Here is a 26,126-nt window from a genome sequence, read left to right as displayed (position 1 = left end):
TTTTGCGGCTTCCCAATTCAGATTAGCGCCGCCCTATGGAGCCTATTGCCAAAACCTACCAGCCCGCCGAGGTCGAAGATAAGTGGTACCAACGCTGGCAGGAGCAAGGCTTTTTCCAGTCGAAGCCCAACCCGCGCAAGCCCGCGTACTCGGTGGTAATTCCGCCGCCCAACGTAACGGGCGTGCTGCACATGGGCCACATGCTCAACAACACCATTCAGGACGTGCTGGTGCGCCGCGCCCGCATGCTGGGCAAGGAAGCCTGCTGGGTGCCCGGCACCGACCACGCCTCCATTGCCACCGAGGCCAAGGTGGTGCAGATGCTCAAGGAGCGCGGCATTGCCAAGACCGACCTCACCCGCGAGGAATTCCTCAAGTACGCCTGGGAGTGGAAAGAGAAGTACGGCGGCATCATCCTCGAGCAGCTCAAGAAGCTGGGCGCCTCGTGTGATTGGTCGCGCACGCGCTTCACCATGGAGCCCGACCTCACCGAGGCCGTGTTACGCGTGTTCGTGGACCTTTATAAGAAAGGCCTGATTTACCGCGGCGTGCGCATGGTGAACTGGGACCCACAGGGCCTCACCGCCATCAGCGACGAAGAGGTAGTGCCCAAGGAAAGCCAACTGAAGATGTTCTACCTGCGCTACCCCGTGGTGGGCAGCGAGGGAGAATTCCTTACCGTGGCTACCTCGCGCCCCGAAACCATTATGGCCGATGTGGCTGTGTGCGTAAACCCCAATGATGAGCGGTACCGACACCTGCACGGCAAGCAGGTGCAGATTCCGCTGCTCGGCCGCGAAATCCCGGTTATCCTCGACGAGTATGTGACGATGGATTTCGGCACGGGCGCGCTGAAGGTGACGCCCGCGCACGACCTTAACGACTACGAGCTGGGGCAGAAGCACAATCTGCCCGTCATCGATATCCTGAACGACAACGGTACGCTCAACGAGAAGGCGGTGCTGTACGTGGGGCAGGACCGCTTTGCCGCGCGCAAGCAAATCAGCAAGGACCTTGACGCCGCTGGCCTGCTCCAGAAGGTCGACGACTACCAGAGCATCCTGCAGACTTCCGAGCGCACCGGGGCTGTTATCGAGCCGCGCCTGAGCATGCAGTGGTTCCTGAAGATGTCGGAAATGGCCGGTCCGGCCCTGGCCGTGGTGGAAGATGACCGCGTGAAGCTGCACCCGCCCAAGTTCAAGAACATGTACCGCTCGTGGATGGAAAACATCCGCGACTGGTGCATCTCGCGGCAACTCTGGTGGGGCCAGCGCATTCCCGCGTTCTACCTACCCGACGGCTCCTTTATGGTAGCCCTCACGGCCGAAGAAGCCCTTCAAGAAGCGCGTGAGAAGACCGGTAACAGCGCGCTGCAGATTAGCGACTTGCGACAGGACGAGGACGTACTCGATACCTGGTTCTCGTCGTGGCTGTGGCCCATCTCGGTATTCGACGGCTTCAAAGACCCCGACAACCCCGACGTCAACTATTACTACCCAACCGACGACCTGGTAACCGCCCCCGAAATCCTGTTTTTCTGGGTGGCGCGCATGATCATGGCCGGTCTGGAATACCGCCACGAGGTGCCCTTCCGCAACGTGTACCTCACCGGCATCGTGCGCGACGACCAGGGCCGCAAGATGAGCAAGCAGTTGGGCAACTCGCCCGACCCGCTCGACCTCATTGCCCAGTACGGCGCCGACGGGGTGCGTACCGGTATGCTGTTCTCCTCACCGGCCGGCAACGACCTATTGTTCGACATTAAGCTGGTGGAGCAGGGCCGCAATTTCACTAACAAGATCTGGAACGCCTTCCGCCTCACCCAGGGCTGGGAGGTAAACGCCGTGTTGCCCTTCCCGAACGAAAAGGCCACCGAGTGGTTCCAGGCCCGCCTGCAGGACGCGCTGACGCAGCTGGAAGACCACTTCGACAAGTTCCGCATGTCGGATGCCCTAATGACGGTCTACAAGCTGGTGTGGGACGACTTCTGCTCGGTGTATCTGGAAATGGTGAAGCCCGCCTACCAGCAACCCGTTGATGCCGAGACGCTGCGGCGCACTACCGGCTTCTTCGAGCAACTGCTGAAGCTGCTGCACCCGTTCATGCCCTTCATCACCGAAGAAATCTGGCACCTGTTGGCCGAGCGCGGCCCCAAGGACTACGTTTGCGTAGCGCCCTGGCCCAAGCAGCAGCCGGTAACTGGCAGCGCCGAAATCCTGGCGAACATGGACAAGGCCCTGGACGTTGTGGCCGGCGTGCGCAACATTCGCAACCAGAAGGGCCTGGGTCCCAACAAACCACTGACCCTAGCTGCCAAGACCGACGATACTTCGTTGCTGAGGGAATACGACGCCATTATCCGCAAGCTCTCCGCCCTCACGGAAATAAATGCCGTAGGGGCCGCTCCCGCAGCCGCTGTCGGCTTTGTATCGGGTGGGGTGGAGTTCTTCGTGCCGCTGGAAGGTCAGATTGATTTGGGGGCCGAAAAGGAACGGCTTAGCAAAGAGCTGGAGTATACTCAGGGCTTCCGCAATTCAGTATTGCAGAAATTGGCTAATGAGAAGTTTGTGCAGAATGCCAAGCCCGATCTGGTAGAGCGCGAGCGGCAGAAGCTAGCCGACGCCGAAGCCAAGATTACTGCGTTAGAGCAAAGCCTCGCTGCCCTGTAAGTCAGTGTCCATAAGGTTGAAAAAGCAAAACGGCTGCTTCCTTGATTGGAAGCAGCCGTTTTGCTTTAGGATCTGATGATATCAGAAGTGGGGCAAATGTTAAGGCTTTCGACCCGATTGCCGGGCCTTGGCTGCATTCTCACGGGTTTGTGCTGTGAGCTGGTTCTGAAGCTGAAAGGTTACCTGTTCGCAGTCCTTGTAGCGGCGTTCAGCCCGTTCCAATTGCTGGTTGGCAGTTGACAGTTGCAGATACAAGTAGATGATCAGACCGAGGGCCAAAACCAGTGCTATCAGGGTTGCAACGTTTTTCATAAAGTGAAGAAGGTCAAAAAGAAAAGCCCGCCGATGTGACGGGCTTGTTCAAGTAAGATAAAGCGGTACTAGATGGCCGTGTTCGGGTCGAACTGCTCTAGGTAGTCGGCCACTTTGCGCACGAACATGCCGCCCAGCGAGCCATCTACCACGCGGTGGTCGTAGCTGTGCGAAAGGAACATGAAGTGGCGGATGCCGATCAAATCACCCTGCGGCGTTTCAATCACGGCCGGCTTCTTCTTGATGGCGCCCACAGCCATAATAGCTACCTGCGGCTGCATGATGATGGGGGTGCCCATCACGTTGCCGAACGAGCCTACGTTGCTCAGCGTGTAGGTGCCGCCTTCGAGGTCTTCCGGCTTCAGCTTGTTAGCGCGGGCGCGGGTGGCGAGGTCATTCACGCGCTTGCTCAGGCCGTTTAGGTTGAGCTGGTCGGCATTGTGAATCACCGGCACGATGAGGTTACCCGAGGGCAGGGCCACGGCCACACCGATGTTGATGTCACGCTTCTTGATGATATAGTCACCGTCGATGGAAACGTTGATCATCGGGAAGTCCTGAATGGCGCGGGCCACGGCCTGGATAAAGATGGGCGTGAAGGTCAAGTTCTCGCCTTCTCGCTTCTTGTAAGCATCCTTGTGCTTGTTGCGCCAGTTCACGATTTCGGTCACGTCGGCTTCCACGAAGGAAGTAACGTGCGGCGAAATGCGCTTCGAGTCGACCATGCGCTGGGCAATCATCTTGCGCATGCGGTCCATTTCGATCAACTCCTGGTTGCCCGAAACAGACGGAGCCGGCTTGCTGGCAGCAGGCTGGTTGTTTGCGGCGGCCTGTGGAGCCGGTGCGGCTTGCGGGGCTGGTGCTGCTTGCTGCGCAGCGGCAGGAGCAGAAGCTACTGCCGGAGCCGCCTGTTGGCCGCGATTCGCTACGAAATCAAGAATGTCCTTCTTGGTTACGCGGCCCTGCTGGCCGGTACCTGGCAAGCGCTCCAAGTCCGACATGGAAATGCCTTCTTCGCGGGCAATGTTGAGCACCAGCGGCGAGTAGAAGCGGCCGGGCTGGGCCTCGCCCAATTGCGCGCCACCCGAAGCGGCGGGCACAAAAGGTACTGCGGTAGCGGTTGCGGCTTCCGCGGCAACAGGAGCAGCGGCGGGTTGGGCAGCTTCAGTTGCCGAACCCTGGCCGTTTGAGGCGGCAGCGGCGGCATCGGTTTCGATAACGGCAATAGGGGCGCCCACGGCCACAACCTGGCCTTCCTGCACCAGAATTTGCTGCAGCACACCGGCGTGAATGGCGGGTACCTCGGTGTCCACTTTGTCGGTGGCCACTTCCAGCACCGATTCGTCCTGGTCAATGGAGTCGCCCACTTGCTTGAGCCACTTCAGAACGGTGCCTTCCATGATACTTTCGCCCATCTTGGGCATCACCATTTCGACTCGTGCCATGCGTGTTTTCTTGGATATTGGGAAAGGGGAAACGTAGAGTGCGGAGCGGCCACTACCCGGCGGCAGGGGCCGAAATCGGGGCCAAAGGTAGCTGATTTGCCTTATGCGGCGGTAGTGGCAGGCAAGTAGAGTCGTAAGTGGCCCTGCATGTACGCGTTTGGCCCGTTGCCGTTCGGGTCGGCGCTACGATTTAGTGCGCAAAATCACACCTCGGTGCGCTGCGACTGGGGTACCACCGGTAGGCTCAGCCGTACCAGATTTAAGGCCTGCGTAGTTACGTATTCAATGTTTAACTGACGTCCGCGGTCGAAGCTGATTTTGCGGGCAACGGTCTGGTGGGCATCGGCATACGCTAACCAGAAGGTGCCCACGGGCTTCTCTTCTGAACCACCGCCCGGCCCGGCAATGCCGCTGGTAGCTACGGCTACATCCACTCCCAACTGTCGGCGGGCACCTTCGGCCATCTGGCGAACGGTTTCTTCGCTTACAGTGCCGAACTGCGCTAATGTTTCGGCCTGAACGCCGAGTTGGCGCATCTTTACATCGTTGTGGTAAGCAATTACACTGCCCAGAAAATACGCCGAGCTACCGGCTTCGCTCGTAAGCTTGTGGGCTATGTAGCCACCGGTACAACTTTCGGCCGTGCCGATGGTGAGGCCGCGCTCCTGCAGCATTCGGCCCACGGCAGCCGCCAGGGACACTTCTCCTTCAGCGTATAGGTACGGGCCGAGCAGAGCGCGCAGCGGCGGTAGCTGGGCTTCCAGGCGCTGGCGCAGGTCGGGCTGGCCGTCGTCGGAAGCGGTGAGGCGCAAGCGCACGCCGCCGAGGTAGGGCAGGTAGGCCAGCTTCATGTTAGCAGGCAATTGGTTTTCCCATTCGGCTATATGTGCGGCTAGGAACGACTCGCCCTGACCTACCGTCTGCAACACGGCATGTTCGATGGGCGGTACCTGGAAATATTCTTGCAGACGCGGCAGCACCGAATCCTGCATGATGCGCTTCATTTCGAAAGGCACACCGGGCATGGACACGAACACGGTGCCGCCTTCGTCGAACCACATGCCGGGCGCGGTGCCTACGGGGTTGCGCAAGGGTGTGCAGGATTTGGGCAGAAAAGCCTGCTGACGGTTTACTTCCAGCATGGGCCGGTTAAAGCGAGCAAAAATTTGCTCCACGTCGCGCAAAGAAGGCTCGTGCAGCGCCAACTCGGTGTGGAAGTACCGGGCCAACACGTGCTTGGTAAGGTCGTCCTTGGTTGGGCCCAGGCCCCCGGTAATGAGCACCACCCGCGCCCGGGTGCGGGCCAGGTCGAGAGCCGTCACAATTTCATCGGCCCGGTCTGAGACGCTGGTAATCTGACGCACCCGCAGGCCAATGCGGCCCAGTTCCTGGCCCATCCAGGCCGAGTTGGTGTCGACAACCTGTCCGTAAAGCAGTTCGTCGCCGATAGTCATGATTTCTACGTCGGGGGGGAGGAGCATGGCAAGGAAATTGGGAAAGGCAGGAATTCGGCGCAATTTGGAGCCGCGCAAGGTAAGACAAGCGCCGCCGCATCCTGGTTTTTCTCTTTTTCTGTTTTATGACCGCATTTCGCGCATCGTTTTTCATCGTAGCACTTGCTCTGGCTACTGCTACCTCGTCGTTGGGCCAAACCAAAACGACCACCAAAAAGACCACTACTACCAAGAAAACCACGACGGCTAAAAAGCCTGCCGCCAAGCCGGCAGCAAAGCCGGCTCCCAAGCCTGCTGCCACCGCCAAGCCCGCGGCTCCTGTGGTGCCTGCAACACCCGCCGCGCCGCCGCTTACCGCCGAAGAAGCTACCGCCGCCGTGCGCGAAGCCCTAACGTTGAGCGTAACCCGGGCCGTAGAAGCCGGTGGTCAACCCGATGGCTTTAACGCCAACCCCGATATTCGTCTGTCATTCCCCCCCGAGGCAGAACTGGTAGCCACCACGCTGCGCGGACTGAAGCTAGGTGCTGTGGTCGACAAGTTTGAAGTCCAACTGAACCGGAGTGCCGAGGCCGTGGCGCCCCAAGCGGCGGCCATTTACACCGCCGCCGTACAGCGCCTCGCCATTGCCGATGGTCTGGCCTTGGTGAACACGCGCGAAAGCCGCGTGGCTGCACAACTGCTCAAGCAACAGGCCATGGCGCAGGTACAACAGGAACTACGTCCGCTCATGGATGCCGCCCTCGAGCAAACCGGCGCCAAACAGGCCTTCGGTGAGTTGATGCTGCGCTACAAAAAGATTCCGCTCATGACGCCCATCACCACCAACCTGACCGATTACGCCACCCCGAAAACGGCAGAGGGAATCTTCACGCTTATTGCGGATGAAGAAAGCCGCATTCGAATGAATTCGTCTGCTCGTTCTACTCCAACTCTCAAGAAGGCGTTCGGTCCGAAATAGCACCTTCGTCAATTTTCGGCTGAACAGCGCCGCGTTTCGGTAGCCCAAACACTGGGTTTTCGGAACGCGGTGTTATTTGGTCCGGTTTCTGCAAAAGTCACTTCATCCGCCTCTTAAGTGGGGTTCACTTTCGCTGCCGTCTATTATGAAGACCCTTCGCGCCGCTGCCGTTGCCAGCCTGTTTGCCTTACTGGGCCCGAATGCTGCCCAAGCTCAAGTTTTCCGCATTCCTAAAATCGGTGGGGGCTCTACCACCATTAAGCTGCCAACTCCGGCTGCTGGCAATACGGCTACCGGCGGCCTCACCCAAACCGAGGCGGCTAACGGCCTGAAGGAGGCACTTGTGCAGGGTATTAGCAAGGGTTCTGACCAAGCATCAAAGCAAGACGGATTTTATCTCAACAAGCTGATTCGGATTCCCTTCCCGCCCGATGCGCAACGTGTGGCTAACACCTTGCGTGGTATTGGTCTGGGTTCAGAAGTCGATAAGTTCGAACTAGCTTTGAACCGGGGCGCCGAGCAGGCCGCCATCAAGGCCAAGCCCATCTTCATTTCGGCCATTAAAAGCCTCACATTTACCGATGTGTGGAATATTCTCTCGGGCCAGAAGGACGCTGCCACGCAGTACCTGAAGCGCACGACCACCACGCAGCTGGTATCGGCCTTTTCGCCCATTATGCAGCAGGCCCTCGATCAAACCAACGCCACCAAGTATTACACCACGCTGGTAACGCGCTACAATCGTATTCCGCTGGTGCAGCCCGCTAATCCCAATCTGAACGAGTACGCCACCGGCAAGGCGGTAGACGGTTTGTTTACCCTCATTGCACAGGAAGAGGCCAATATCCGCGAAAACCCCGTAGCCCGCACCACCGATTTGCTTCGGCGCGTGTTCGGTAGCAAAAAAAGCTAATCCCCACACGGGTAGTGTAGTGCCAGCTACGGCGCAAAACAAAAAAGCCACGACTTTCAAGTCGTGGCTTTTTTGCTGCAGTTTGCCTTATCTAGTATTCATCGTCGTCGCGGCCACCGCGGCGGCTGCGGCGTTGTGACTCGTAGCTGTCGTCATCGTCCAGGCCCAAGTCGTCGTCATCGTCGTCGAGGCCGCTGGCGTAGCGGTTGCTGCCTTCGGGGTCTTCCTGCGCCTCGGCAGCTGCAAATTCGTCTTCGGTTAGGTTAGCAAGATCCAGAGCCTCGTCGTGCGAGGAACCCGTGTCCCGCCACATCAAGTAGTCGGCGTATTTAGCCGAGAGGGAGTCTTCGGAAGAGGCGCCTTTGCGGCCGCCACGGGCGGCGCCACGGCTAGGCGTAGCCTCGTCAAGTTCGTCGTCGTCGTCCAGCAGATCGTCGTCGAGGTCGTCGTAGCTTCTCATGGGAGCGGTGAATTGATAGGTTGAGCGAGAACAAAAATAATGGACCGGCGGCAAAACAAGGCGGAAAACGTAGGCACTTGCAATGGGGTTACACGGAAGGTGCCCAAGCTCATCGGGGCGGAAAATACTTTAGTAGGAAGCTGTGCAGCCGTATTCGGCTATAATCCAATAAGCAGACAGCCACGCCTTTTCGAAAAGCCAAATTTGGTTTTGGCTTGATCTATCAGATCAATTCCAGAGGCCAGGAATAAACACGTTGCGCTACTCAAAAAACTACCGGCGCACGGCAAAATCCGTGACGTGCAGGCTAGCTTGGCAAAAAGCGTACTCTTCCTCCACGTTTGAGCTAACGAGCACCGTGCGGCCATTAGTAGTGGCCGCTACGTGTTCGTGGTACCAGGCCACGCCGGCGCGGTCCAGGTTGGTGGTGGGTTCGTCCAGAAACAGCAATGGAGCATCGGTGTACAAGGCCAGGCCCAGCTTTACGCGCTGCTTCATGCCCGACGAGAAGTCACGAATAAGCTTGTGTTGCGCAGTGCGCAGCTGCATGATGTCGATGAGCTGCGCGGCACTTAGGCCGGCGCGTAACGGGCGGAAACGCGTGTGAAAATGCAGCTGTTCGCGTAGGGTTAACTCCTCGATCAGCTCCAGATACGGCGCGCATAGTGTGAGGTGCCCGGCCACGTCATCGGCCGAAACGGAGCGGCTGCCCAGTGAGAATTTCAACTCACCAGCATTGGGCAGGGTGTAAGCGGCCAACACCTGCAGCAACGTACTTTTACCGGCCCCGTTCGGACCCAGCAAGGCCGTGGCCGTACCCGATAGAAAGGTGTAAGTCAGGTCCCGGAAAATCCAGTCGCGGCCGAAGCGTTTGCCCAGGCCGAGGGCCTCAATCTGCACCGTTGCCGTTGCGTGAATAGCCCTTTATGACACCGCGGCCCGAGTTACGCACAAAGTTTACCACTTCGTCGCGCTCGGGCGAAGGCGGCAACTCCAACTCAATCTGGTCGAGGGCGGCGTTGTTGTTCAAGCCAGTCAGAAAAAGCAAGCGGTAGCACTGCTGCACCTGCAGGATTTTTTCGTCGGAAAAACCACGGCGGCGCAGGCCAATGGAATTGATGCCGGCGTAGGCCAGCGGCTCGCGCCCGGCTTTCACGAACGGCGGTACGTCTTTGCGAACCAGCGAACCGCCCGAAACCATGGTATGCGGCCCAATGCGCACAAACTGGTGTACGGCCGAGGCCCCGCCCAAAATGGCCCAGTCACCGATTTCTACGTGCCCGGCCAGCTGCACGGTGTTAGCCAGAATGCAGTTGTCGCCTATGTGACAATCGTGGGCCACGTGCACGTAGGCCATCAGTAGGCAGTTCTTGCCGATGGTGGTTTTCAACCGGTCCACGGTGCCGCGATTAATGGTCACGCACTCCCGAATGACGGTGTTGTCGCCGATGTGCACGGTCGTTTTCTCGCCCGCGAACTTCAAATCCTGGGGTACCGCGGCAATAACCGCCCCCGGGAAAATCTTGACGTTCTTACCGATTCGGGCACCCGACATGATGGTCACGTTGGGGCCAATCCACGTGCCTTCGCCGATTTCGACGTCCTGCGCGATGGTGGTGAAGGGCTCGACTACGACGTTTTGCGCAATCTTGGCTTCGGGGTGGATATAGGCGAGGGGCTGGGTCATTCAGGCAATGAACAATTATCAATGATCAACGAGCAATGACCGGGCCGCTTGCGGCAGGAACGGGTACATTGTTCATTAATCATTGCTCATTGATAATTGAGGTTAGGCATCTTTGCGCACAATGGCGGCACTCATTTCGGCTTCCATCACCACTTTGCCGTTCACAAAGGCCTGGCCTTTCATCTTGGCAATACCGCGCTTAACGGGCGCAAGCAGCGTGCACTTGAAAATGATGGTGTCGCCCGGAATAACCTTTTTCCGGAACCGGCAGTTTTCGATGCCGAGGAATAAAGTCAGGTAATTCTCCGGGTCGGGTACGGTATTGAGCACCAGAATGCCGCCGGTTTGGGCCATGGCCTCAATTTGCAGCACGCCGGGCATGATGGGGTTGCCAGGGAAGTGTCCGTTGAAAAACTCCTCGTTCATCGTCACGTTCTTCACCCCCGTAACCGTGGTTTGATCGAGGTGAATGATTTTGTCGATGAGCAGGAAGGGGTAGCGGTGCGGCAGCGTCTGGGAAATCTGGTTGACGTCCATCACCGGCGGCTGCGAAGGGTCGTAGCGCGGCACGGGAGAGGAGTCAACCTCCATCATTTTCTTCTTGATTTTCTTGGCGAAGGCCACGTTAGCTGCGTGCCCTGGCCGGGCCGCCAGGATCTGGCCTTTCAGCGGGCGACCAACCAGGGCCAGGTCACCAATCAGGTCGAGCAGCTTGTGGCGGGCGGGCTCGTTTTTGTGGCGCAGGTCCACGTTGTTCAGAATGCCCTCCTTTTTAACTGCCACTTTGGGTTTGCCCAGCATGGTAGCCAGCTCGCCCAGCTCTTCTTCGCTCACGGCGCGGTCTACCACTACAATGGCGTTGCTTAAGTCGCCGCCCCGAATGAGGTTCGACTTGTAGAGCATTTCCAGCTCGTGCAGGAAGCAGAAGGTGCGCGAGGCGGCAATTTCCTCAGTGAACTGCGTGATGTTGTTCAGCGACGCGTGCTGCGAGCCTAGTACGGGGGAGTTGTAATCCACCATCACCGTTACGCGGTAGTCGTTCAGCGGCAAGGCCGCTATTTCCACGCCGCGGGCGTGGTCGACGAAATGTACCGAGTCGGGAATTTCGAAGTAGTTGCGCAGAGCGTTTTGCTCCTCCAAACCCACTACTTCCAGTGCTTCAATAAAGGGGAGCGAGGAACCGTCCATGATGGGCGGCTCGGGTCCGTCAAGTTGAATGAGTACGTTGTCGATTTGCAGGCCTACCAGCGCCGCCAGCGTGTGTTCCACCGTGTTTACTCGGGCACCGTTCTGCTCGATGGTCGTGCCGCGCGAAAGGTCCACCACGTTGTCCACGTCGGCATCCACGGTGGGCTGGCCCTCCAAATCGACGCGCTGAAACTTGTAACCGTGGTTAACGGGTGCCGGGCAGAAGGTCATGGTGGCCTGCACACCCGTGTGTAAGCCCACGCCGCTCACGGTAACCGGGGCCTTAATTGTATGCTGTTTGTCGAACATTGTCTCAGTTGTCAGCCGTCGGTTGTCCAGTTCGGGTTAGCAAGGCAAGCCGCTATAAGGACTTGTTCAGTGCCAACTGATACCTGACAACCGTCAACTATCGGCCCGCAAAGCTATGACTTTTCCGTCTGCTCTGATTTGGACTTGGCTTTTTCCAGTTCCGAAAGCCTGCGTTCGAGCTCGGGTAGATGGCGGAAAACCGCGTTAGCCCGCAAACTGTCCCGCAGGTTAAAGGCTGGTGCGCCCTGCAATACTTGCCCTTCTTCCTTAATGGATTTGCCCACGCCGGACTGCGCCGTTACGGTAGTGCGGTTGGCCAAGGTGAGGTGCCCGGCCAAGCCAACCTGGCCGGCTAGAACGCAAAAATCCCCCAGTTTAGTAGAGCCCGAAATGCCCGATTGGGCCGCCACTACGGTGTGCCGCCCAATTTCCACGTTGTGGGCAATTTGTACCAGGTTATCAATTTTTGCTCCTTCGCGAATTACCGTAGAGCCCATTGTGGCGCAATCAATGGTAGCATTAGCGCCGATGCTCACGTTGTCTTCGAGCACCACATTGCCAATCTGCGGGATGGGCCGGTAGGAGCCGTCGGGTTGGGGGGCGAAACCAAAGCCATCGGAGCCGATAACGGCGCCGGCGTGTACCACGCAGCGGGAGCCAATGACGGTATCGGCGTAGATTTTAGCGCCGGCGTAAATAATGGTGCCGTCACCAATGCGGCACCGGTCGCCAATGGTGGCGTGCGGAAAAATGAGCACGCCGCGGCCAATGTGGCAGCTCTCGCCTATGTAGGAGAAAGCGCCGCGGTAGCCATCGTCACCCACTTCGGAACCCTGGCCCAAAAATGAGGGCTGCTCCACGCCGCGCTTGCCGGTACGGGCAAACTGCTGGTAAAACTCCAGCAGCATGGTAAAACCCAGGTAGGGGTCTTCCACGCGAATGAGCGCGGCTGCTACCGGTTGGCGCAGCACCAGTGTTTTGCTCACGATAACCGCCGAGGCCTCGGTGGTATAGAGGTGTGGCTCGTATTTCGGGTTCGAAAGGAACGCAATGGCGCCCGCGCGGGCTTCTTCGATTTTTGCCAAGCGGTCGACGCGCAGCGAAGTATCACCTTCTACTGTGCCGTTCAATACGCCCGCAATCTGGCCTACCGTAAATTCCATAGGAGGCAAAAGTAATGATTTCGCTTTCCTTCCCGACGAGCTACGGCCAAGCCACGCGTGGCAGGAAGACCCGATTAGGACGTTATTTCCTTGGGGTAGCAGACGTAATACTTCTCCACCCGTTTGCTCAGGGCCCGAATATTAGGCAAATCAGATGCTTCGGCGGCATCTATTACGTGCCCACGTTTGGTGAGTACGTTAATAGTGTCGCCGCCGGTGTCGTAGGCGTTGTTACTGATGCGGCCGGCAATCATGAGGAGGGCCGCTTCTTCAAGGGGCAGGTTGAAATGGTCGGCGATGAGTTCCGTTACACCAAGTTTAAAATCCTCATCGAAGGGTTCAGGGGCGAGGGTGATTTTGAACAAGTGACGTTCCAAGAGGCTATGAGCTAGGAACGACAGCACGAAATCAGGGTGGGCAGCCCAGAGCTTTACCGCAGCCCAAATGTCTACGTCGTCAAGGCGCACAAAGCGCTGCATAATGGCCGGGTCGCGCTCGAAATCGAGCATAGTAGAAGGGTGCAGCAGAAAGTAACCCAGATCGGGCGAAGCGGGTACTGGCACGCCGGCGCGCGTTAAGTCGCGGGCCCGCTCCATGATGCGGATAATCATTTGCTCGGCTGATGTAACGGCCTTGTGCATGTACACCTGCCAGTACATCACGCGGCGGCTCACCAGAAAATTCTCCACTGAGTAAATGGCTTTTTCTTCTAGCACCAACCGTTCGTCGTCGGGGCTGATGGTGAGCATTTTAATGAGACGGTCGGCGCCGGGCTGACCTTCCTTCACTCCGGAATAAAACGAGTCGCGGTTTAGGTAATCGAGCCGGTCCATGTCCAGCTGGCTGGAAACGAGCTGGTGGAAAAAGGGCCTTGGGTACGTGCCCTGGAAAATATCGATACCCAGTTGCAGTCGGCCGCCAAATTCGTCGTTTAGCAGCCGCATCAAGTGCAGCGACACGTCTTCGTGGTGCACGTTCTCGAAAATGGCGTGCTCCAGGGCGTGGGAGAGGGGACCGTGGCCGATGTCGTGCAGCAAAATGGCAATTTGGGCCGCTTCGCCTTCCTGTGCCGAAATACGCACGCCTTTGTCCTTGAGCGTGCGAAGCGCCAACGACATGAGGTGCATGGCACCCAACGCGTGGTGAAAGCGCGTGTGCAGGGCCCCGGGGTATACAAAATCGGTAAGCCCGAGCTGCTTAATGCGCCGCAGCCGCTGAAAATAACGGTGCTCGATGAGGTCGAAGATCAGCTCGGTAGGCACTGACACGAAGCCGTAAACCGGGTCGTTCAGGATTTTTTTCTTGTTCAAGGGGCGGCGGGGATGGAATTGGCGGCCGAAAAGTAGCCGGAATCGGTGGTACGGAAAGCGAACCGCCCGTGGCCGAAGAAAAAGTAAGGCCTCTGAAAAACGCTAAGGAGGCAACGCGGCTCACCAAAAAGCACGTGTAACCAAATCATATAGCGCGAATTGAATGCAACCCTAAGCCTTGGTTTGGGGTTACCTTCTCTTGAAGCTTGCCGGCTAACCCGGCTACGCTTGTATCATTAAGCCGCTCCTATACGTTAGGTTGCGCACCGCAAGCCGCCTCGGCGCTTCGCTTTTTATTGCCGCACGTGGCCGCTAAGGCTACTTTACCCTCAACTCGAAACGAACTTCATGCAACGGTACAACATCCTCTGGGCCGACGACGAAATTGACTTACTGAAACCACACATCCTGTTCCTGAAAGAGCGTGGCTACGACGTAACCGGCGTGAATTCGGGCGCCGACGCTGTGGAACAGATCCAAGAGCAGAACTACGACCTCGTGTTTCTCGACGAGAACATGCCTGGCCTGTCGGGCCTCGAAACGCTGTCGGAAATCAAGGCTGCGCGCCCCACGGTGCCGGTTATCATGATTACCAAGAGCGAGGAGGAGCACATCATGGAAGAGGCCATCGGCTCCAAAATAGCCGATTACCTCATCAAGCCCGTGAATCCGAACCAGATTCTGCTGTCGGTTAAGAAGGTGCTCGATTACAACCGTTTGGTGAGCGAAAAGACCAACTCGGGCTACCAGCGCGACTTCCGCCAGTTGGGTATGCAGCTTTCCGACCGCCTCAGCCCGAGCGAATGGGCCGATGTGTACAAGAAACTGGTTTACTGGGAGCTGGAGATTAACGAGACGGAAGGCAAGAGCATGGCCGAGGTCTTTAACATGCAGAAGGACGAAGCCAACACGTACTTCGGGCGTTTTATTCAGGAGAGCTACGAGGACTGGGTGAACGGCGACGATGATGACGCGCCACTGATGTCGCACCAGCTGTTCAAGGACCGTGTGTTTCCGCTCATGAAGGCCACCGGCGACACGCCCGTGTACTTCCTGCTCATCGACAACCTGCGCTACGACCAATGGAAGATTCTGGAGCCCATCATTGCCGAATTGTTCACCGTGGACTCGGAGGAAATGTACTACTCCATTCTGCCCACCACCACGGCCTACGCCCGTAATGCCATTTTCTCGGGCATGATGCCCGGCGACATTCAGAAGAAATACCCCAACCTGTGGGTGTGGGACGACGACGACGAGGGCAAGAACCTGAACGAGGCCGAGTTTATGGAAATCATGTTCCAGAAGGCTAACCAGAAGCAGAAGTTCAGCTACAACAAGGTCACCAACCTGCAGGCCGGCAAGGATTTGCTGGGCAAAATGAGCAACCTGCACAACAACTACAAGCTGAATGCCATCGTCTACAACTTCGTGGACATGCTCTCGCACGCCCGCACCGACATGGCCATGATTCGGGAACTGGCGGCCGACGAATCGGCGTACCGCAGCATCACCCGCTCGTGGTTTCTGCACTCGCCGCTGTACGAAATGCTGCAGCAGATTGCCGAGAAGAAAGGCAAGCTCATCATCACCACCGACCACGGTACCATTCGGGTAAAGCGCCCTTACAAGATTGTGGGCGACCGGAACACGAATACCAACCTGCGCTACAAACACGGCAAAAACCTCGGCTTTGACGACAGCAAGGACGTGTACACGGTGCGCAAGCCAGAGCGCGTGTTCCTGCCCCGCGAAAACGTAAGCACCGCCTACGTATTCACCGTGGGCGACTATTTCTTCGCTTACCCCAACAACTACAACTACTACGTGAACTATTACAAGGACACGTTCCAGCACGGTGGCATTTCCCTTGAGGAATGCATCATTCCGTACATCACGCTTACCGCGAAAGGGGCGTAGGCCAACGCCGGAAACACGTTAAAAAGAGGGGGCTGCCAGAAACCTGGCAGCCCCCTCTTTTGGTGCTTAAAGCAAGTTAGTCAGGTTATAAATGTCTGGTTTCGGGCTGCTACATCCCGGTTACCTAGTTCAGGTGTTTGTACGAGCACCTAGTCAATCTTGGACTCATAGCTATGGTTTTGAACCGAGCTTTAGGCGTCGGCTTGGGTTCTTAAAGCATCACGGATGAGGATGGTGTTGGTATCACGGCCCCTTCTAGCAGAGGTTGGCAAACTGCCGGCTCACCATACTTAGCGCGTTAAATCTTTTCCGGCGGTATCACTTGGGCTTGGTCACGTAGTAGGATTCACCGCATCGTACACTCACCGCAGCCGCTAACAAATCGTTTGATGGCGTACTTGGCAAAACAACAGAGGCCGGTTTACAAACCGGCCTCTGTTGTTTTCAATCGGGAAGTGTATGATAGGGTTGACGAAGTCCGTTCGGGTTAGAGCGAAGCTCTTAGGAGCCACCTGCCCGACGTTTTTCGTCCTCAGCACCGCTACCGCGGCGCTTGGTGGGCGCCACCTTGTCGTTACCGAAACGGTAGCTGAACGAAAGCGTGGCCACTCTCGACTCGCGCCGCTGGAAGAAGCGTTCGGTGTAGTTATCGAAGTTCACAGTGGCGCGCGTCTTATCGGTAAAGAACACGTCGGTAGCGTTAAGTTTTATTGTGGCCTTATTCTTCCACAAGCCCTTCTGCACGCCCACCGATACCTGCCCTTGCGGCTGCGAGAGGAAAAAGGCATAGCGTTCCTTCGAGCGGTAGGTAGCGTTTAGGTCGGCTTTCCAGTCGTGGCCCAACACGAATGTGCTGTTGCTGCTCAGGTTAAAGGCGGGTTGCCCGGCGTTGAGGCGCGTACCGGCCAGCTCACCCACAAAGCGGTTGTAATAGAGCACGGCGTTGTTGTACACGTTCCACCACTTAGCCAGTTCCAGTGGTGCCGTAAAGTTTACACCGTAGTTGTACTGCCGGCTCAGGTTCTGCGTGGTGGATACCACAAACCGGCTGTTGGCCGATTCCGGCTGCACCGTGCCCACGATGGGGTCGGAGGTGATGCCGTAGCTCAAACCAAGGCTATACTTCTGGCGAAAGGTGTGGGTCAACTCTAAGTTGTAGCTGGTCTGGGGCAGCAGGTTGGGGTTACCGGCCCCATATGTAATTGGGTCGATAAAGCTCTTGAACGGGTTGAGCTGACCATACGATGGCCGGTCGATGCGGCGGCTGACCGACACCGCGACTTCGTGCTTGTCCGAGAAAGTATGCTTTAGCGCCGCGCTTGGAAAAAGTTGGAAGTAATGACGGTCGAAGCGGGCCGTATCGGCCTCCGGCACTCCAATGGCGTTGGTCTGCTCGCCGCGCAGGCCCAGTTGCAGGCTGCCTTTGGGTAGGGTCTTGTTCAGGCTAACATACCCGGCAATTATGTTCTCGTCATAGCGAAAACGGTTGGAAAGACTGTCGTCGCGAATGAGGTTGTCAATTTGACCGCGCGCCGCAGGTTTCAGGAACTCCAGGTCGTTATCGGCTTCTACGTAGCTGATCTTGCCGCCGGCTTCCAGGCGCAGCTGCTTGCTCAAAGGACGCACGTAATCGGTTTTGAACGATAAGATGCTCAGCAGGCTTTGCTGGTCGCTGGGGCGGCGGTCGGCAAAGGTGCCCGGAAAGGAGAACCGCGTATCCAGCACTTGGGTACGGCGCGAGTCGTAGCGGGCGTAATCGGCGTCAGCAGTGAGTTCGTTAATGCCGAGAGAGTCCTTGAAAGTGTGGCGGAAGTTGAGGTTGCCCGAGTAGTTGGGCAAATTTCCGTCACGTATGTTGTCAGAGAAGGAGCGACGAGCCAAAGCACCATCGGGAGTATACAGCTCAGCAAAGTTGCGTCCCTCGCTGTCGGTGCGCAGGGCCAGACCGTTAGCCACCACGCCCACCACCGTACGTTCGCCCAAGTTGTAGTCGGCGCCAACTTTCCAGCTGTGCGAACGGCCGTGACCAACGCTGGTGTTGTCCTGAAACGATTTGCCAACTAGTGTCTTGCGGCTCTCAGGATAGCTGAAAAAGTCGCGGTTGATGGTCAATGCACTCCAATTCCGGCGGTCGGCAAAGGTGTAGGTGCCGAAGTAGTTTACCCGCTTGCGGCGGTGGTTCAGGCTCAGGCCCGACGTAAACTTGTGGTAACGACCGTAACCTAGGCTGGTGTTTACGGAACCGTTGGTGCCCAACTTCTGGTCTTTCTTCAAGTTAATGGCAATGATACCGGCGCCACCTTGCGCATCGTATTTGGCCGGCGGGTTGGTTATCAGCTCAATGCTCTTTACCTGGTCGGCGGGCAGGCCGCGGAGGTAATCGGCTAACTCGGCGCCGGTCATCGGCTGCCGTTTCCCGTCGATGAGCACCAACAACCCCTGACGGCCTCGCAAGGCCAAATTATCGTTGCCGTCCACGGTCACGCCCGGCGAGCGAGTCAGCACATCCAGGCTGGTGTTACCCGCCGACAGCGGCGAGCCTTCCACGTTTACCACTGTGCGGTCGGCCAGCCGTTCAAATTGCGGCTTGGTACCCACCACCTGAACTTCCTTGAGCTGGGTAGCGCCGCTCACGGGCATTATAAGCACCGGCAGCATAATGGTGCTGCCCGCTACCTCAAACGCCTGGCTCCATTGACGCACAAATCCCAGTTGCGCAGTTGATACTAAGTAGCGCCCCGCAGGGGCCCGCTCAAACTCGTAACGGCCCTGCTCGTTGCTAAATTCGGTTTTCACCACCGACGAATCGGCTACGCGGTGCAGGGTAACGGTGGCAAATTCTACCGGCTCACCGGCACTGCTGCGAACCGAGCCGCTTACGTTAGCCGGGTTCTGGGCCCAGGCACCGGTAGTAAGTGACGCAGCTACGGCCAGTAACCAACCGGCGCGCCTGGGGATAAAGAGTTTCATGGGGTACAGAATTGATGAACCGATGGAAGAAGGGAAGCCGGAGTGGTTTTAAGCCGGCAGCTTGGGGGAAGCCGAAACGAAGAGGTTTGTCTACGAAATGATTCGTATGTAAACGTACGAATCGTTTCGTATTATATGCAGAGGGGGGGCCTTGAGGCCAGAGCCGAACCGCAGGAACATTAAATCAGAAGCAGGTACTCAGGGGGAGACAGGCGCGCAGTTATCGGCAATGCGTTCGAGCAAGCTGCGCAACAGCTCCCTTTCCTCGCTCGATAAGCCAGCTAGGGCCGTCTGACGATTTGCAAGCACAATGGGGTGCACAGCATCGAGAACACGCTGGCCTTCCTCGCTCACCCGCAACTGGGTGCGGCGCCCGTCGTGTGGCAAGGGCACAGCCAGCAGCAAGCCCCGCTTGGTTAACAGGCCCAGTATGCGGGCTACCGACGCTTGGTCTTTGAATACGCGTTCGGCTATTTCGTTTTGGGTGAGGTCGTCGTTTTCCAGCAGCACGCGCATTACCAGCCATTGGTCGATGGTAATGGCAATACCCACCCGGTCGATAGTGGCCTGCGCCATGCGGCGGTAGCTGCGAATGGCCTTGTCGAGCGAGTAAAAAAGGACGTTAGAAAGCATAAAAGACAGTTGTGGAACAAAGACTATGATGTGTCATAGAAGTTGCATGATGATGAGGGTATGAAACAGTGAACTACATAGAAAAAGAAATCGACTGGTGTTCTAAAGACCGTGCTTACACCAAACGGGAGAAACCCAAGTGTTCAATTATTTACTTACAAGCTTCAGATGCATAACTCATTTCAAGTACTGTGCCTAGAATGTAAGAGTCACACAATCAAATACTTAATAACGGTGTAGTGTTTTTTGATTTCTCCTGTTATGTCCGATTCCGAACAGTGTGTTCGATTTTGAAACATGTAGAGTCAGCAGGAGTAGATTCCGCTTGCGGCAAGCCTAATTCAGAACAGGTGTTGCCAGTCGATTTACTTTGCATTTCCACTTGCTGAAGCCATGTCCGATACCCCTTATCACGAAGTCCGAGACGAATCGGGGCACCTTGTCCGCGAACTGCACGGCGTTACACTGGTCCACATCCTTGATTACCTGGTGCAGCATTACGGCTGGCAGGAGTTGGATCGGCTAGTGCGCATTAACTGCTTTGCAAACAACCCCACCATTAAATCAAGCCTGAACTTTCTTCGTCGCATGCCTTGGGCCCGCGAGAAGGTGGAGCAATTGTATGTGCAAACTCGCACTGACGAAATTCTGCGGCGTAACAAGGCATAGGGCTGGATAAAAAGTAGATAGGTGCTGTGTCTCAACCATTCCACTAGTGGGACGTAAGAGGGGCGGCCCTGGAGTATTTTAAGTATTGTGGTACGATACTTGGTAAATACCCACTAATCCACAGCATACTGCTGTTCACCTTCAACCAGAACTCATGAAATCCTTCCCTCAAAAAATTGCCGGTGCTATCCTTCTAGTAGGTCTTTCATTTGGTGCCCACGAGGCCGCCGCACAGAAGACCAAAACAAAGCAGAAGGGTAATCCGGATACAATAGGCCGTGCCGTTCAGCAAGGCAACGGTGCCTACGTAGCTAAGACTGATTATGCACAGTGCATGGGTGGCGGCCTGCTAGGCCTGCAGAATTTGCCCAATGGCTGTCTGCAGATGACGCAAACCAAATTTATGGTAACTCCTTCGGGTCACCGCATGTCGGTGTGGGAAGGCACTGCACCTGCTGAAGCTCGCCCGCAGCAACGCACGGTGTTTAACTCTACCTGGACCGAAACGGTGGAGGGTGTAACTACTACCTACGATACGCAAGCGGTGACTGATCCTAACGGTAAGGTTACGCTGAGCCTGAATCACAAAGGAACCGGCAAAGGCAAATAGTTGCGAAGTTTTGCAGAGTAAACAAAAAGCCGCTCCCTTGAGGGAGCGGCTTTTTGTTTACTCTGCCATCGTGCGTAGTAAAGGGGTTAAATCAGTTTATCCAGCGCGGCTTTCAGGCGTGGCAAGGCTGCCTCGATGGAAGCCAGCGAAGCACCACCCACAGACATGCGGAACCACGGGGCGGTATCGGAAGTGCCGAAGGCGCTGAACGGCACAACGGCTAAACCGGCGTCGCTGATCAGGTAAGAAGTCAGGTCTTTAGTAGTGGCTAGCTTCTGGCCTGCGGGCGTGGTTTTGCCCAGCACATCGAGGCGGGCGGTGAGGTAAATGGCACCCATGGGTACAATGGCATCAACGGGGTAGCCTTGCTGCTGCAATTCTTTGAGGCCGCTGTAAAGCGCAACCAGGCTTTGCTGAATGTTTTGGCGAAACTGATCCATGAATGCATCTACCGCTTGAGTTTGCGGGAGGTATTGGCCGGTAGCAACTTGTTCGGCTTTTGGCGCCCAAGCGCCCACGTGGCCCAAGATAGCCTTCATTTTATCGATAACAACGGCGGGGCCAAAAGCGTAGCCCACGCGTACGCCAGTAGCTGCCAAGCATTTGGAAATGCCATCAATGTATATTACGTACTCGCGCAGAGCGGGACGCAGATTTACTGGATCGTGGTGTTCGGTGTCACCAAAAGTGAGCATCCAATAGATCTGGTCATAGAGAATGTATAACGGCTTTTCATTAGGGCCACGGCGTTGGTTTTCGGCCAGTACCAGGTCGCAAATGGCTTCTAGGTCCTGCTTGGTGAATACCGTTCCGGTTGGGTTCAGCGGCGAACAAAGCGCCAGCAGCGTGGCGCCGGCCAGGTGCGGGGCTACCTCGGCCGCCGTGGGCATAAAGTTGTTATCGGGGCTGGTTTCTATCAGAACGGGCTGGGCGCCAGAGAGGTGGCAGTAATGGTTGTTGTTCCAGGACGGCACCGGAAAAACCACCCGGTCGCCGGGGTCGATGAGGGCGAGGTAGGTGGCGTATATGAGGGGGCGCGAGCCGCCGGCAACCAGAATGTCGTTAGCCGAGTACGCTAACCCCAGGCGTTCCTGCAAAAAGCTAGAGGCGGCCTCGCGCAGGCCGGCCATGCCGTTTGCGGGCGGGTAGTTGGTATTACCGGACTCGTAGGCGCGGGTAATTTCAGTGCGCAGTTCCGCCGGAATCGGGAAAATACTGGGGTCGAAGTCGCCGATGGTGAGGTTGCAGATTTGCTCCCCCTTGCGAATCATGTCGTTTACTTCGTTGCCAATTTTGATGATTTCGGAGCCGATGAGGCTGCCGGCCATTTTGGAGACTTGCATGGAAGTTTGGTAGGGCTTTAGCGGGTGCAAAAGCGGCAGCCCCGGCCGGGCCGCGGCGTCGCAAGTTAGGCTTAGCGGACCTACCTCTGCGAATAGAGTGGCCTGCCAGCAAAGTTTCCCGGTTGTGCTGCAGTTAAATTTTATTCCTCGAGGCCCGGCTGCTTCGCTGCCGCCATTGTACTTCTGATTGATAAAGTCAGTTGGAAAGCTGCCGCATGCGCTCATTAGGGAGACATAGCCAATCAAATGAAATTCGTATTTCGATGCTTAACGGCAGCTTAAAAGCCATGAGGTCTTAATATTGCCCCAATGAATTTGTTTCCTGCCACCTTTGATATTCCAAGCACTGACGCCCTGCCGGCTGCCGCTCAACAGCTCCGGGTCGCCATCGAAGCCACAAACTGTCCGGTTGTGCTGCTGGAAGGAGAAATGGGCGCCGGAAAAACAACCTTTATCCGGGCGCTGTGCCGGGAGCTGGGTGTAACCGATGAAGTGAGCAGCCCCACGTTTTCGCTCGTGAACGAGTACCGCGACGCCTGGAACCGGCCCGTGTACCACTTCGATTTTTACCGCATCGACTCCCTCGACGAGGCCCTCAGAATCGGCGCACCGGAGTACTTTGATTCTGGTTATCTTTGCCTAATAGAGTGGCCAAGCCGAATTGCGCCGCTCCTGCCACCGGATCGACTGCTCGTGACCTTGGACGTGACGGGGCCGGAATCCCGGCGGATTCAGATTACAACGCACAGTGAGTAACGAGTGCGTACGGGTTTGCTTTGCCGGTACGCCCGCCGCTCGTTGAAAATGGACCTTTGTTCCTAGAAGATGCCCGATCAGCTCCCCCCCGGCTTTAGCTCGCTTGCCACGCCCGCCCGCGCATACATTCCGCAAGAATCTATGCTGGCCGTGGAAACACGCCGCCGCAAGCTGTTCATCGGGCTGCCTCGGGAAACCTCCTTGCAGGAAAACCGCCTGGGCCTTACCCCCGAAGCCGTAAAGCACTTGGTAAACGAGGGCCACGACGTGGTAATGGAAAGCGGCGCCGGGGAGCCCAGCAAGTATTCCGACCACGACTACTCCGAAGCCGGGGCCAGCATTGTGTACACGCCTAAGGAAGTGTACGAAGCCGACTTGGTGCTGAAAATTGCGCCGCCCACCGCCGACGAAATAGAATACCTGCGCGCCGGGCAAACGCTTGTGTCGGCGCTGCAATTCGGGTCGTTGTCGGTGGAGTACCTGATGGCCTTGCAGCGCAAGAAAATCAACGGTATCAGCTTTGAACTCATCAAAGACCCTTCCGGCGCCAAGCCGGTGGTGCGGGCCATGAGTGAAATTGCCGGCTCTACGGTAATGCTGGTGGCCGCCGAATACTTGGCCCGCTCGAACGAAGGCAAGGGTATAATCCTAGGTGGTATTACGGGTGTGCCGCCGTCGCAGGTAGTTATTTTGGGTGCCGGAACCGTGGCCGAATACGCCGCCCGAGCCGCCATTGGTCTGGGAGCCGAGGTGAAGGTGTTCGACAACCACCTCTACAAGCTGCGCCGCCTCAAGCAAAACCTGGGGGCCCAACTCTATACCAGCACCCTCGACGCGTACACGCTCAACCAGCAGATTCGCCGCGCCGACGTGGTTATCGGGGCCCTGAACGCCGAAGACGGCCGGATTCCGTTCATGGTGTCGGAAGAAGTGGTGGCCTCTATGGCGCCCGGCTCGGTAATCATCGACGTGAGCATTGACCAAGGTGGCTGTTTCGAGACCAGCGAAATTACCACGCACTCCAAACCAGTGTTTCGCAAGTACGACGTGATTCACTACTGCGTGCCCAACATTGCCTCGCGCGTGCCGCGCACGGCCACCAACGCGCTCAGCAATATTTTTACGCCCATACTGCAGGAAATCAGCCAGCACGGGGGCATCAACGAAGCCCTGTTTGCCGACGAGCATTTCCGCTCCGGTGTGTACCTCTACAAGGGGGCATTGACGAACGCGGCCATTGCCAAGAAATTCAACCTCCGCTACAAGGAACTTGGGCTGATGATTGCCGTGCGCAACTAGCACTATCCAGCCAAGTGCAATTCTGGGAAGGCTGCTCACCTCTTTAAGCAAGAAAAAGCCCGTGCTACTTTTAGTGCGGGCTTTTTCATTGATTGCATTGCCCGCTGTAAGTCGGAGGTGATTAATCGCGCTAATAATCTGGTACATGAGTTTTTCCGCTTCCACGCTCATCTCACGGCCCGTGCTGGCCTGTTCCTCCGCCGAGCAAGCGGAGGCCATGAACCGTTCCTTCGAGCAGTACCTTGTGCCCATGCGCTTCGACGAAGCTTCGTTCCAGCGGCGCTTTCGGGGAGAAAACCTCGATGCGGAAGCCAGTCGGCTGTGGTATTGCGGCGAAGAACTGGTGGGGGTGGTATACATTGCCCGGCGGGGCTGGACCAGCCGCGTGGCCGCCATGGGCGTGGTACTGGAAGCCCGCGGCTTAGGGCTAGGAAAACCGATGCTGCAAACCGCCATTGACGAAGCCCGCCGGTGCGGCGACCGAACCCTTATGCTGGAGGTATTCGTGAACAACGAGCGGGCTATTCGGCTGTACGAGCGGTTGGGGTTTCGCATTACCCGTCGGCTTCAAGGCTTTCAGCAGCCGGCCGAGCGGCCTACAACTCCGGCAGATTCGCTAACGAAAACCGACCCTTTGACCGTAGCCCGCACCGTAACCCGCGGAGCCGTTGATGCCCTTCCCTGGATGATGGCCGGCGAAACCCTGGCCGCTACCACGGAGCCTTTTGTAGAAGCTTGGCGCTTGGAAAACAACGCGTTTGCCCTCGTGCGGCCCGACGCAGAGCGGGTAATGCTGCTAAGCCTGATTGTGCCTAAGGCTTCCCGCCGACAAGGGTGGGGAACCCGCATGGTGCGGGCTCTGGAAGCCAAGTACGCCGGCCGCAGCCTTACGGTACATTCGTTGCTGCCGGAAAGCGGTGGGCCGCAGTTGTTGCGGCGCTGTGGCTGGGAACCGTCGGCGCTGGAGTTGTATGAGATGGAGTGCGTGCTGTAAGCATACTCGGTATGAAAGAATTTTCATCAGCGCAAGCCACTCGATTTCAGTACTGTATTATGCGAATAGCTGCAAGTCACCCTCGGGTAAGTATGGGCTTATTACTTGGGGGGGTGGCGGCTTGTCAGGAACCAGCTCAGGTAGAATCGCACCGACTGCAGCAACTGGAGGCAACCATGCAGGCGCTTAACAGCCGGCTCAGCAAGGATGCTGACAAGCACATAGCGAATATCGAGCGTGGTGTGTCGCAGAACCGGGAGCAGCGGCGAGATGTGGAAGTGTTGCGGCAGGCCGAAGAAGTAAGGGAGCAAGCCAATGCGCTGGTGGGGTACTTGCAGCATATTCGGCAGCGCTTGGGTACACCAGAGCCAGCCATTGATTCCCGGTTAGCCGATGCTGCGCCCGTCACGGCGTTACTCCTTGATGGCGGAGCGGCCGATACGTTGCAGCACCGACTCAACAACTACGCTGCCTTTATTCGGCCATACGTGCCGGAGGTGGCGCCGCTGGCACTCGATGCCGAGCAAGACCCAAATGTGACTCAGGCAATGGGTAGCGCCCTTAAAGATTGGCGCTTTGCGCAATTGTATTTTCAGGGCGCATCGGTGGCCTCGGCACTGGCTATGCTCAGCCAGAAAGAATTAGAAGTGCGTGACTTGGAACGAACTGCACTGCGTAAGCTCAGCGAACGGGTAGGCTCGCATTCGTCCGTATTCTTTAAGATTGGGGCAATGGCTACGCCAGAGTCACGCGCGGTGCGGGCAGGAGAGGTATATCGAGCCTATCTGTATCTGACCAGCACTCAGTTTAGTGTGTACCGACAAACCGGGCAAGTAAACGGGCATCCGGTAAATGTGGGTCCCGATGGCCGGGTACAGGTATCCTTTTTAGTGCCGACGGATGCTCCCGATGGGCCAGCGTTGTGGGATGGGAAAATCAGCGGACGATACGAAGGACGGGACACCACCTTTCGCATTCGGGTGCCTTATACGATTCAGCGCAACTAACTCATTAAGGAATGTCAGGGGGCTTTGCAGTTGCTCGTATGCGGGGTAATTCGATT

Annotated in this window: 22 protein-coding genes; 10 read left to right on the top strand and 12 right to left on the bottom strand. The window is 57.1% G+C overall.

From position 1 onward, the window contains the following. Positions 1-35: 35 nt before the first annotated feature. On the top strand, positions 36-2,669 hold the full coding sequence (locus ABD903_RS16425) for a valine--tRNA ligase (RefSeq protein WP_345226077.1): 2,634 nt from the start codon (positions 36-38) through the stop codon (positions 2,667-2,669). 99 nt (positions 2,670-2,768) lie between these two features. Here ABD903_RS16425 and ABD903_RS16420 read toward each other — a convergent pair whose 3' ends face one another. The 3 genes from ABD903_RS16420 to ABD903_RS16410 form a co-directional block, all read right to left on the bottom strand. Next, a complete protein-coding gene (locus ABD903_RS16420; RefSeq protein ID WP_345226074.1) occupies positions 2,769-2,981 on the bottom strand; it encodes a hypothetical protein in 213 nt (70 codons plus the stop codon). A gap of 68 nt (positions 2,982-3,049) precedes the next feature. Continuing rightward, entirely contained in the window at positions 3,050-4,426 is a 1,377-nt protein-coding gene (locus ABD903_RS16415; protein ID WP_345226073.1) for a dihydrolipoamide acetyltransferase family protein, read from the bottom strand. Between the two features lie 203 nt (positions 4,427-4,629). Continuing rightward, positions 4,630-5,907 (bottom strand): competence/damage-inducible protein A, encoded by a 1,278-nt coding sequence (locus ABD903_RS16410; protein WP_345226071.1) that lies wholly within the window; start codon positions 5,905-5,907, stop codon positions 4,630-4,632. 98 nt (positions 5,908-6,005) lie between these two features. Between ABD903_RS16410 and ABD903_RS16405 the strand changes: the two genes are divergently transcribed. Together ABD903_RS16405 and ABD903_RS16400 are read left to right on the top strand one after the other, a co-directional pair. Continuing rightward, positions 6,006-6,839 carry a DUF4197 domain-containing protein gene (locus tag ABD903_RS16405; RefSeq protein WP_345226069.1) on the top strand — a complete coding sequence of 278 codons (834 nt, stop codon included), beginning with the start codon at positions 6,006-6,008 and terminating at the stop codon, positions 6,837-6,839. 145 nt (positions 6,840-6,984) lie between these two features. Next, a complete protein-coding gene (locus ABD903_RS16400; RefSeq protein WP_345226067.1) occupies positions 6,985-7,752 on the top strand; it encodes a DUF4197 domain-containing protein in 768 nt (255 codons plus the stop codon). 91 nt (positions 7,753-7,843) lie between these two features. Here ABD903_RS16400 and ABD903_RS16395 read toward each other — a convergent pair whose 3' ends face one another. The 6 genes from ABD903_RS16395 to ABD903_RS16370 form a co-directional block, all read right to left on the bottom strand. Further along, a complete protein-coding gene (locus ABD903_RS16395) occupies positions 7,844-8,212 on the bottom strand; it encodes a hypothetical protein (RefSeq protein WP_345226066.1) in 369 nt (122 codons plus the stop codon). 273 nt (positions 8,213-8,485) lie between these two features. Next, on the bottom strand, positions 8,486-9,112 hold the full coding sequence (locus ABD903_RS16390) for an ABC transporter ATP-binding protein (RefSeq protein ID WP_345226064.1): 627 nt from the start codon (positions 9,110-9,112) through the stop codon (positions 8,486-8,488). Continuing rightward, positions 9,102-9,899, bottom strand: coding sequence for an acyl-ACP--UDP-N-acetylglucosamine O-acyltransferase (gene lpxA / locus ABD903_RS16385; RefSeq protein ID WP_345226062.1), 798 nt, complete (start codon positions 9,897-9,899; stop codon positions 9,102-9,104). Before lpxA ends, ABD903_RS16390 begins: the two co-directional genes overlap by 11 nt. A 102-nt stretch (positions 9,900-10,001) precedes the next feature. After that, entirely contained in the window at positions 10,002-11,396 is a 1,395-nt protein-coding gene (locus ABD903_RS16380) for a bifunctional UDP-3-O-[3-hydroxymyristoyl] N-acetylglucosamine deacetylase/3-hydroxyacyl-ACP dehydratase (protein ID WP_345226060.1), read from the bottom strand. 113 nt (positions 11,397-11,509) lie between these two features. Further along, on the bottom strand, positions 11,510-12,559 hold the full coding sequence (lpxD, locus tag ABD903_RS16375) for a UDP-3-O-(3-hydroxymyristoyl)glucosamine N-acyltransferase (protein ID WP_345226058.1): 1,050 nt from the start codon (positions 12,557-12,559) through the stop codon (positions 11,510-11,512). Positions 12,560-12,633: 74 nt separating this feature from the next. Further along, complete coding sequence (locus ABD903_RS16370; RefSeq protein ID WP_345226056.1) at positions 12,634-13,869, bottom strand: HD domain-containing protein; 1,236 nt, start codon at positions 13,867-13,869, stop codon at positions 12,634-12,636. A 348-nt stretch (positions 13,870-14,217) separates the two neighbouring features. Between ABD903_RS16370 and porX the strand changes: the two genes are divergently transcribed. Next, the gene (gene porX / locus ABD903_RS16365; RefSeq protein WP_345226054.1) at positions 14,218-15,789 is read left to right on the top strand and encodes a T9SS response regulator signal transducer PorX; all 1,572 of its coding nucleotides are present in this window, start codon (positions 14,218-14,220) and stop codon (positions 15,787-15,789) included. A 501-nt stretch (positions 15,790-16,290) separates the two neighbouring features. Here the strand turns inward: porX and ABD903_RS16360 are convergent. Further along, positions 16,291-18,759, bottom strand: coding sequence for a TonB-dependent receptor domain-containing protein (locus tag ABD903_RS16360; RefSeq protein ID WP_345226053.1), 2,469 nt, complete (start codon positions 18,757-18,759; stop codon positions 16,291-16,293). A 198-nt stretch (positions 18,760-18,957) separates the two neighbouring features. Beyond that, positions 18,958-19,392, bottom strand: a complete 435-nt coding sequence (locus ABD903_RS16355) for a MarR family winged helix-turn-helix transcriptional regulator (RefSeq protein ID WP_345226050.1) — start codon at positions 19,390-19,392, stop codon at positions 18,958-18,960. Between the two features lie 393 nt (positions 19,393-19,785). Here ABD903_RS16355 and ABD903_RS16350 point away from each other — a divergent pair, with 393 nt between their 5' ends. Together ABD903_RS16350 and ABD903_RS16345 are read left to right on the top strand one after the other, a co-directional pair. Beyond that, complete coding sequence (locus tag ABD903_RS16350) at positions 19,786-20,061, top strand: VF530 family protein (protein ID WP_345226049.1); 276 nt, start codon at positions 19,786-19,788, stop codon at positions 20,059-20,061. 154 nt (positions 20,062-20,215) lie between these two features. Continuing rightward, positions 20,216-20,671 (top strand): hypothetical protein, encoded by a 456-nt coding sequence (locus ABD903_RS16345; RefSeq protein ID WP_345226047.1) that lies wholly within the window; start codon positions 20,216-20,218, stop codon positions 20,669-20,671. An 86-nt stretch (positions 20,672-20,757) separates the two neighbouring features. Here ABD903_RS16345 and ABD903_RS16340 read toward each other — a convergent pair whose 3' ends face one another. Beyond that, positions 20,758-22,014, bottom strand: a complete 1,257-nt coding sequence (locus ABD903_RS16340) for a pyridoxal phosphate-dependent aminotransferase (RefSeq protein WP_345226046.1) — start codon at positions 22,012-22,014, stop codon at positions 20,758-20,760. 309 nt (positions 22,015-22,323) lie between these two features. Between ABD903_RS16340 and tsaE the strand changes: the two genes are divergently transcribed. The 4 genes from tsaE to ABD903_RS16320 all read left to right on the top strand — a co-directional run bounded on the left by tsaE (position 22,324) and on the right by ABD903_RS16320 (position 26,070). After that, on the top strand, positions 22,324-22,770 hold the full coding sequence (tsaE, locus tag ABD903_RS16335; RefSeq protein WP_345226044.1) for a tRNA (adenosine(37)-N6)-threonylcarbamoyltransferase complex ATPase subunit type 1 TsaE: 447 nt from the start codon (positions 22,324-22,326) through the stop codon (positions 22,768-22,770). Positions 22,771-22,839: 69 nt separating this feature from the next. After that, positions 22,840-24,069, top strand: a complete 1,230-nt coding sequence (locus tag ABD903_RS16330; protein ID WP_345226042.1) for an alanine dehydrogenase — start codon at positions 22,840-22,842, stop codon at positions 24,067-24,069. 145 nt (positions 24,070-24,214) lie between these two features. Beyond that, positions 24,215-25,063 (top strand): GNAT family N-acetyltransferase, encoded by an 849-nt coding sequence (locus ABD903_RS16325; RefSeq protein ID WP_345226041.1) that lies wholly within the window; start codon positions 24,215-24,217, stop codon positions 25,061-25,063. Positions 25,064-25,074: 11 nt separating this feature from the next. Further along, the gene (locus ABD903_RS16320) at positions 25,075-26,070 is read left to right on the top strand and encodes a hypothetical protein (protein ID WP_345226039.1); all 996 of its coding nucleotides are present in this window, start codon (positions 25,075-25,077) and stop codon (positions 26,068-26,070) included. The last annotated feature ends 56 nt before the right edge of the window (positions 26,071-26,126 follow it).

The sequence above is a fragment of the Hymenobacter koreensis genome (assembly GCF_039541855.1).
In the GTDB taxonomy this organism is placed as follows: Bacteria; Bacteroidota; Bacteroidia; order Cytophagales; family Hymenobacteraceae; genus Solirubrum; species Solirubrum koreensis.
This window is presented reverse-complemented; position numbering and strand designations above follow the sequence as displayed.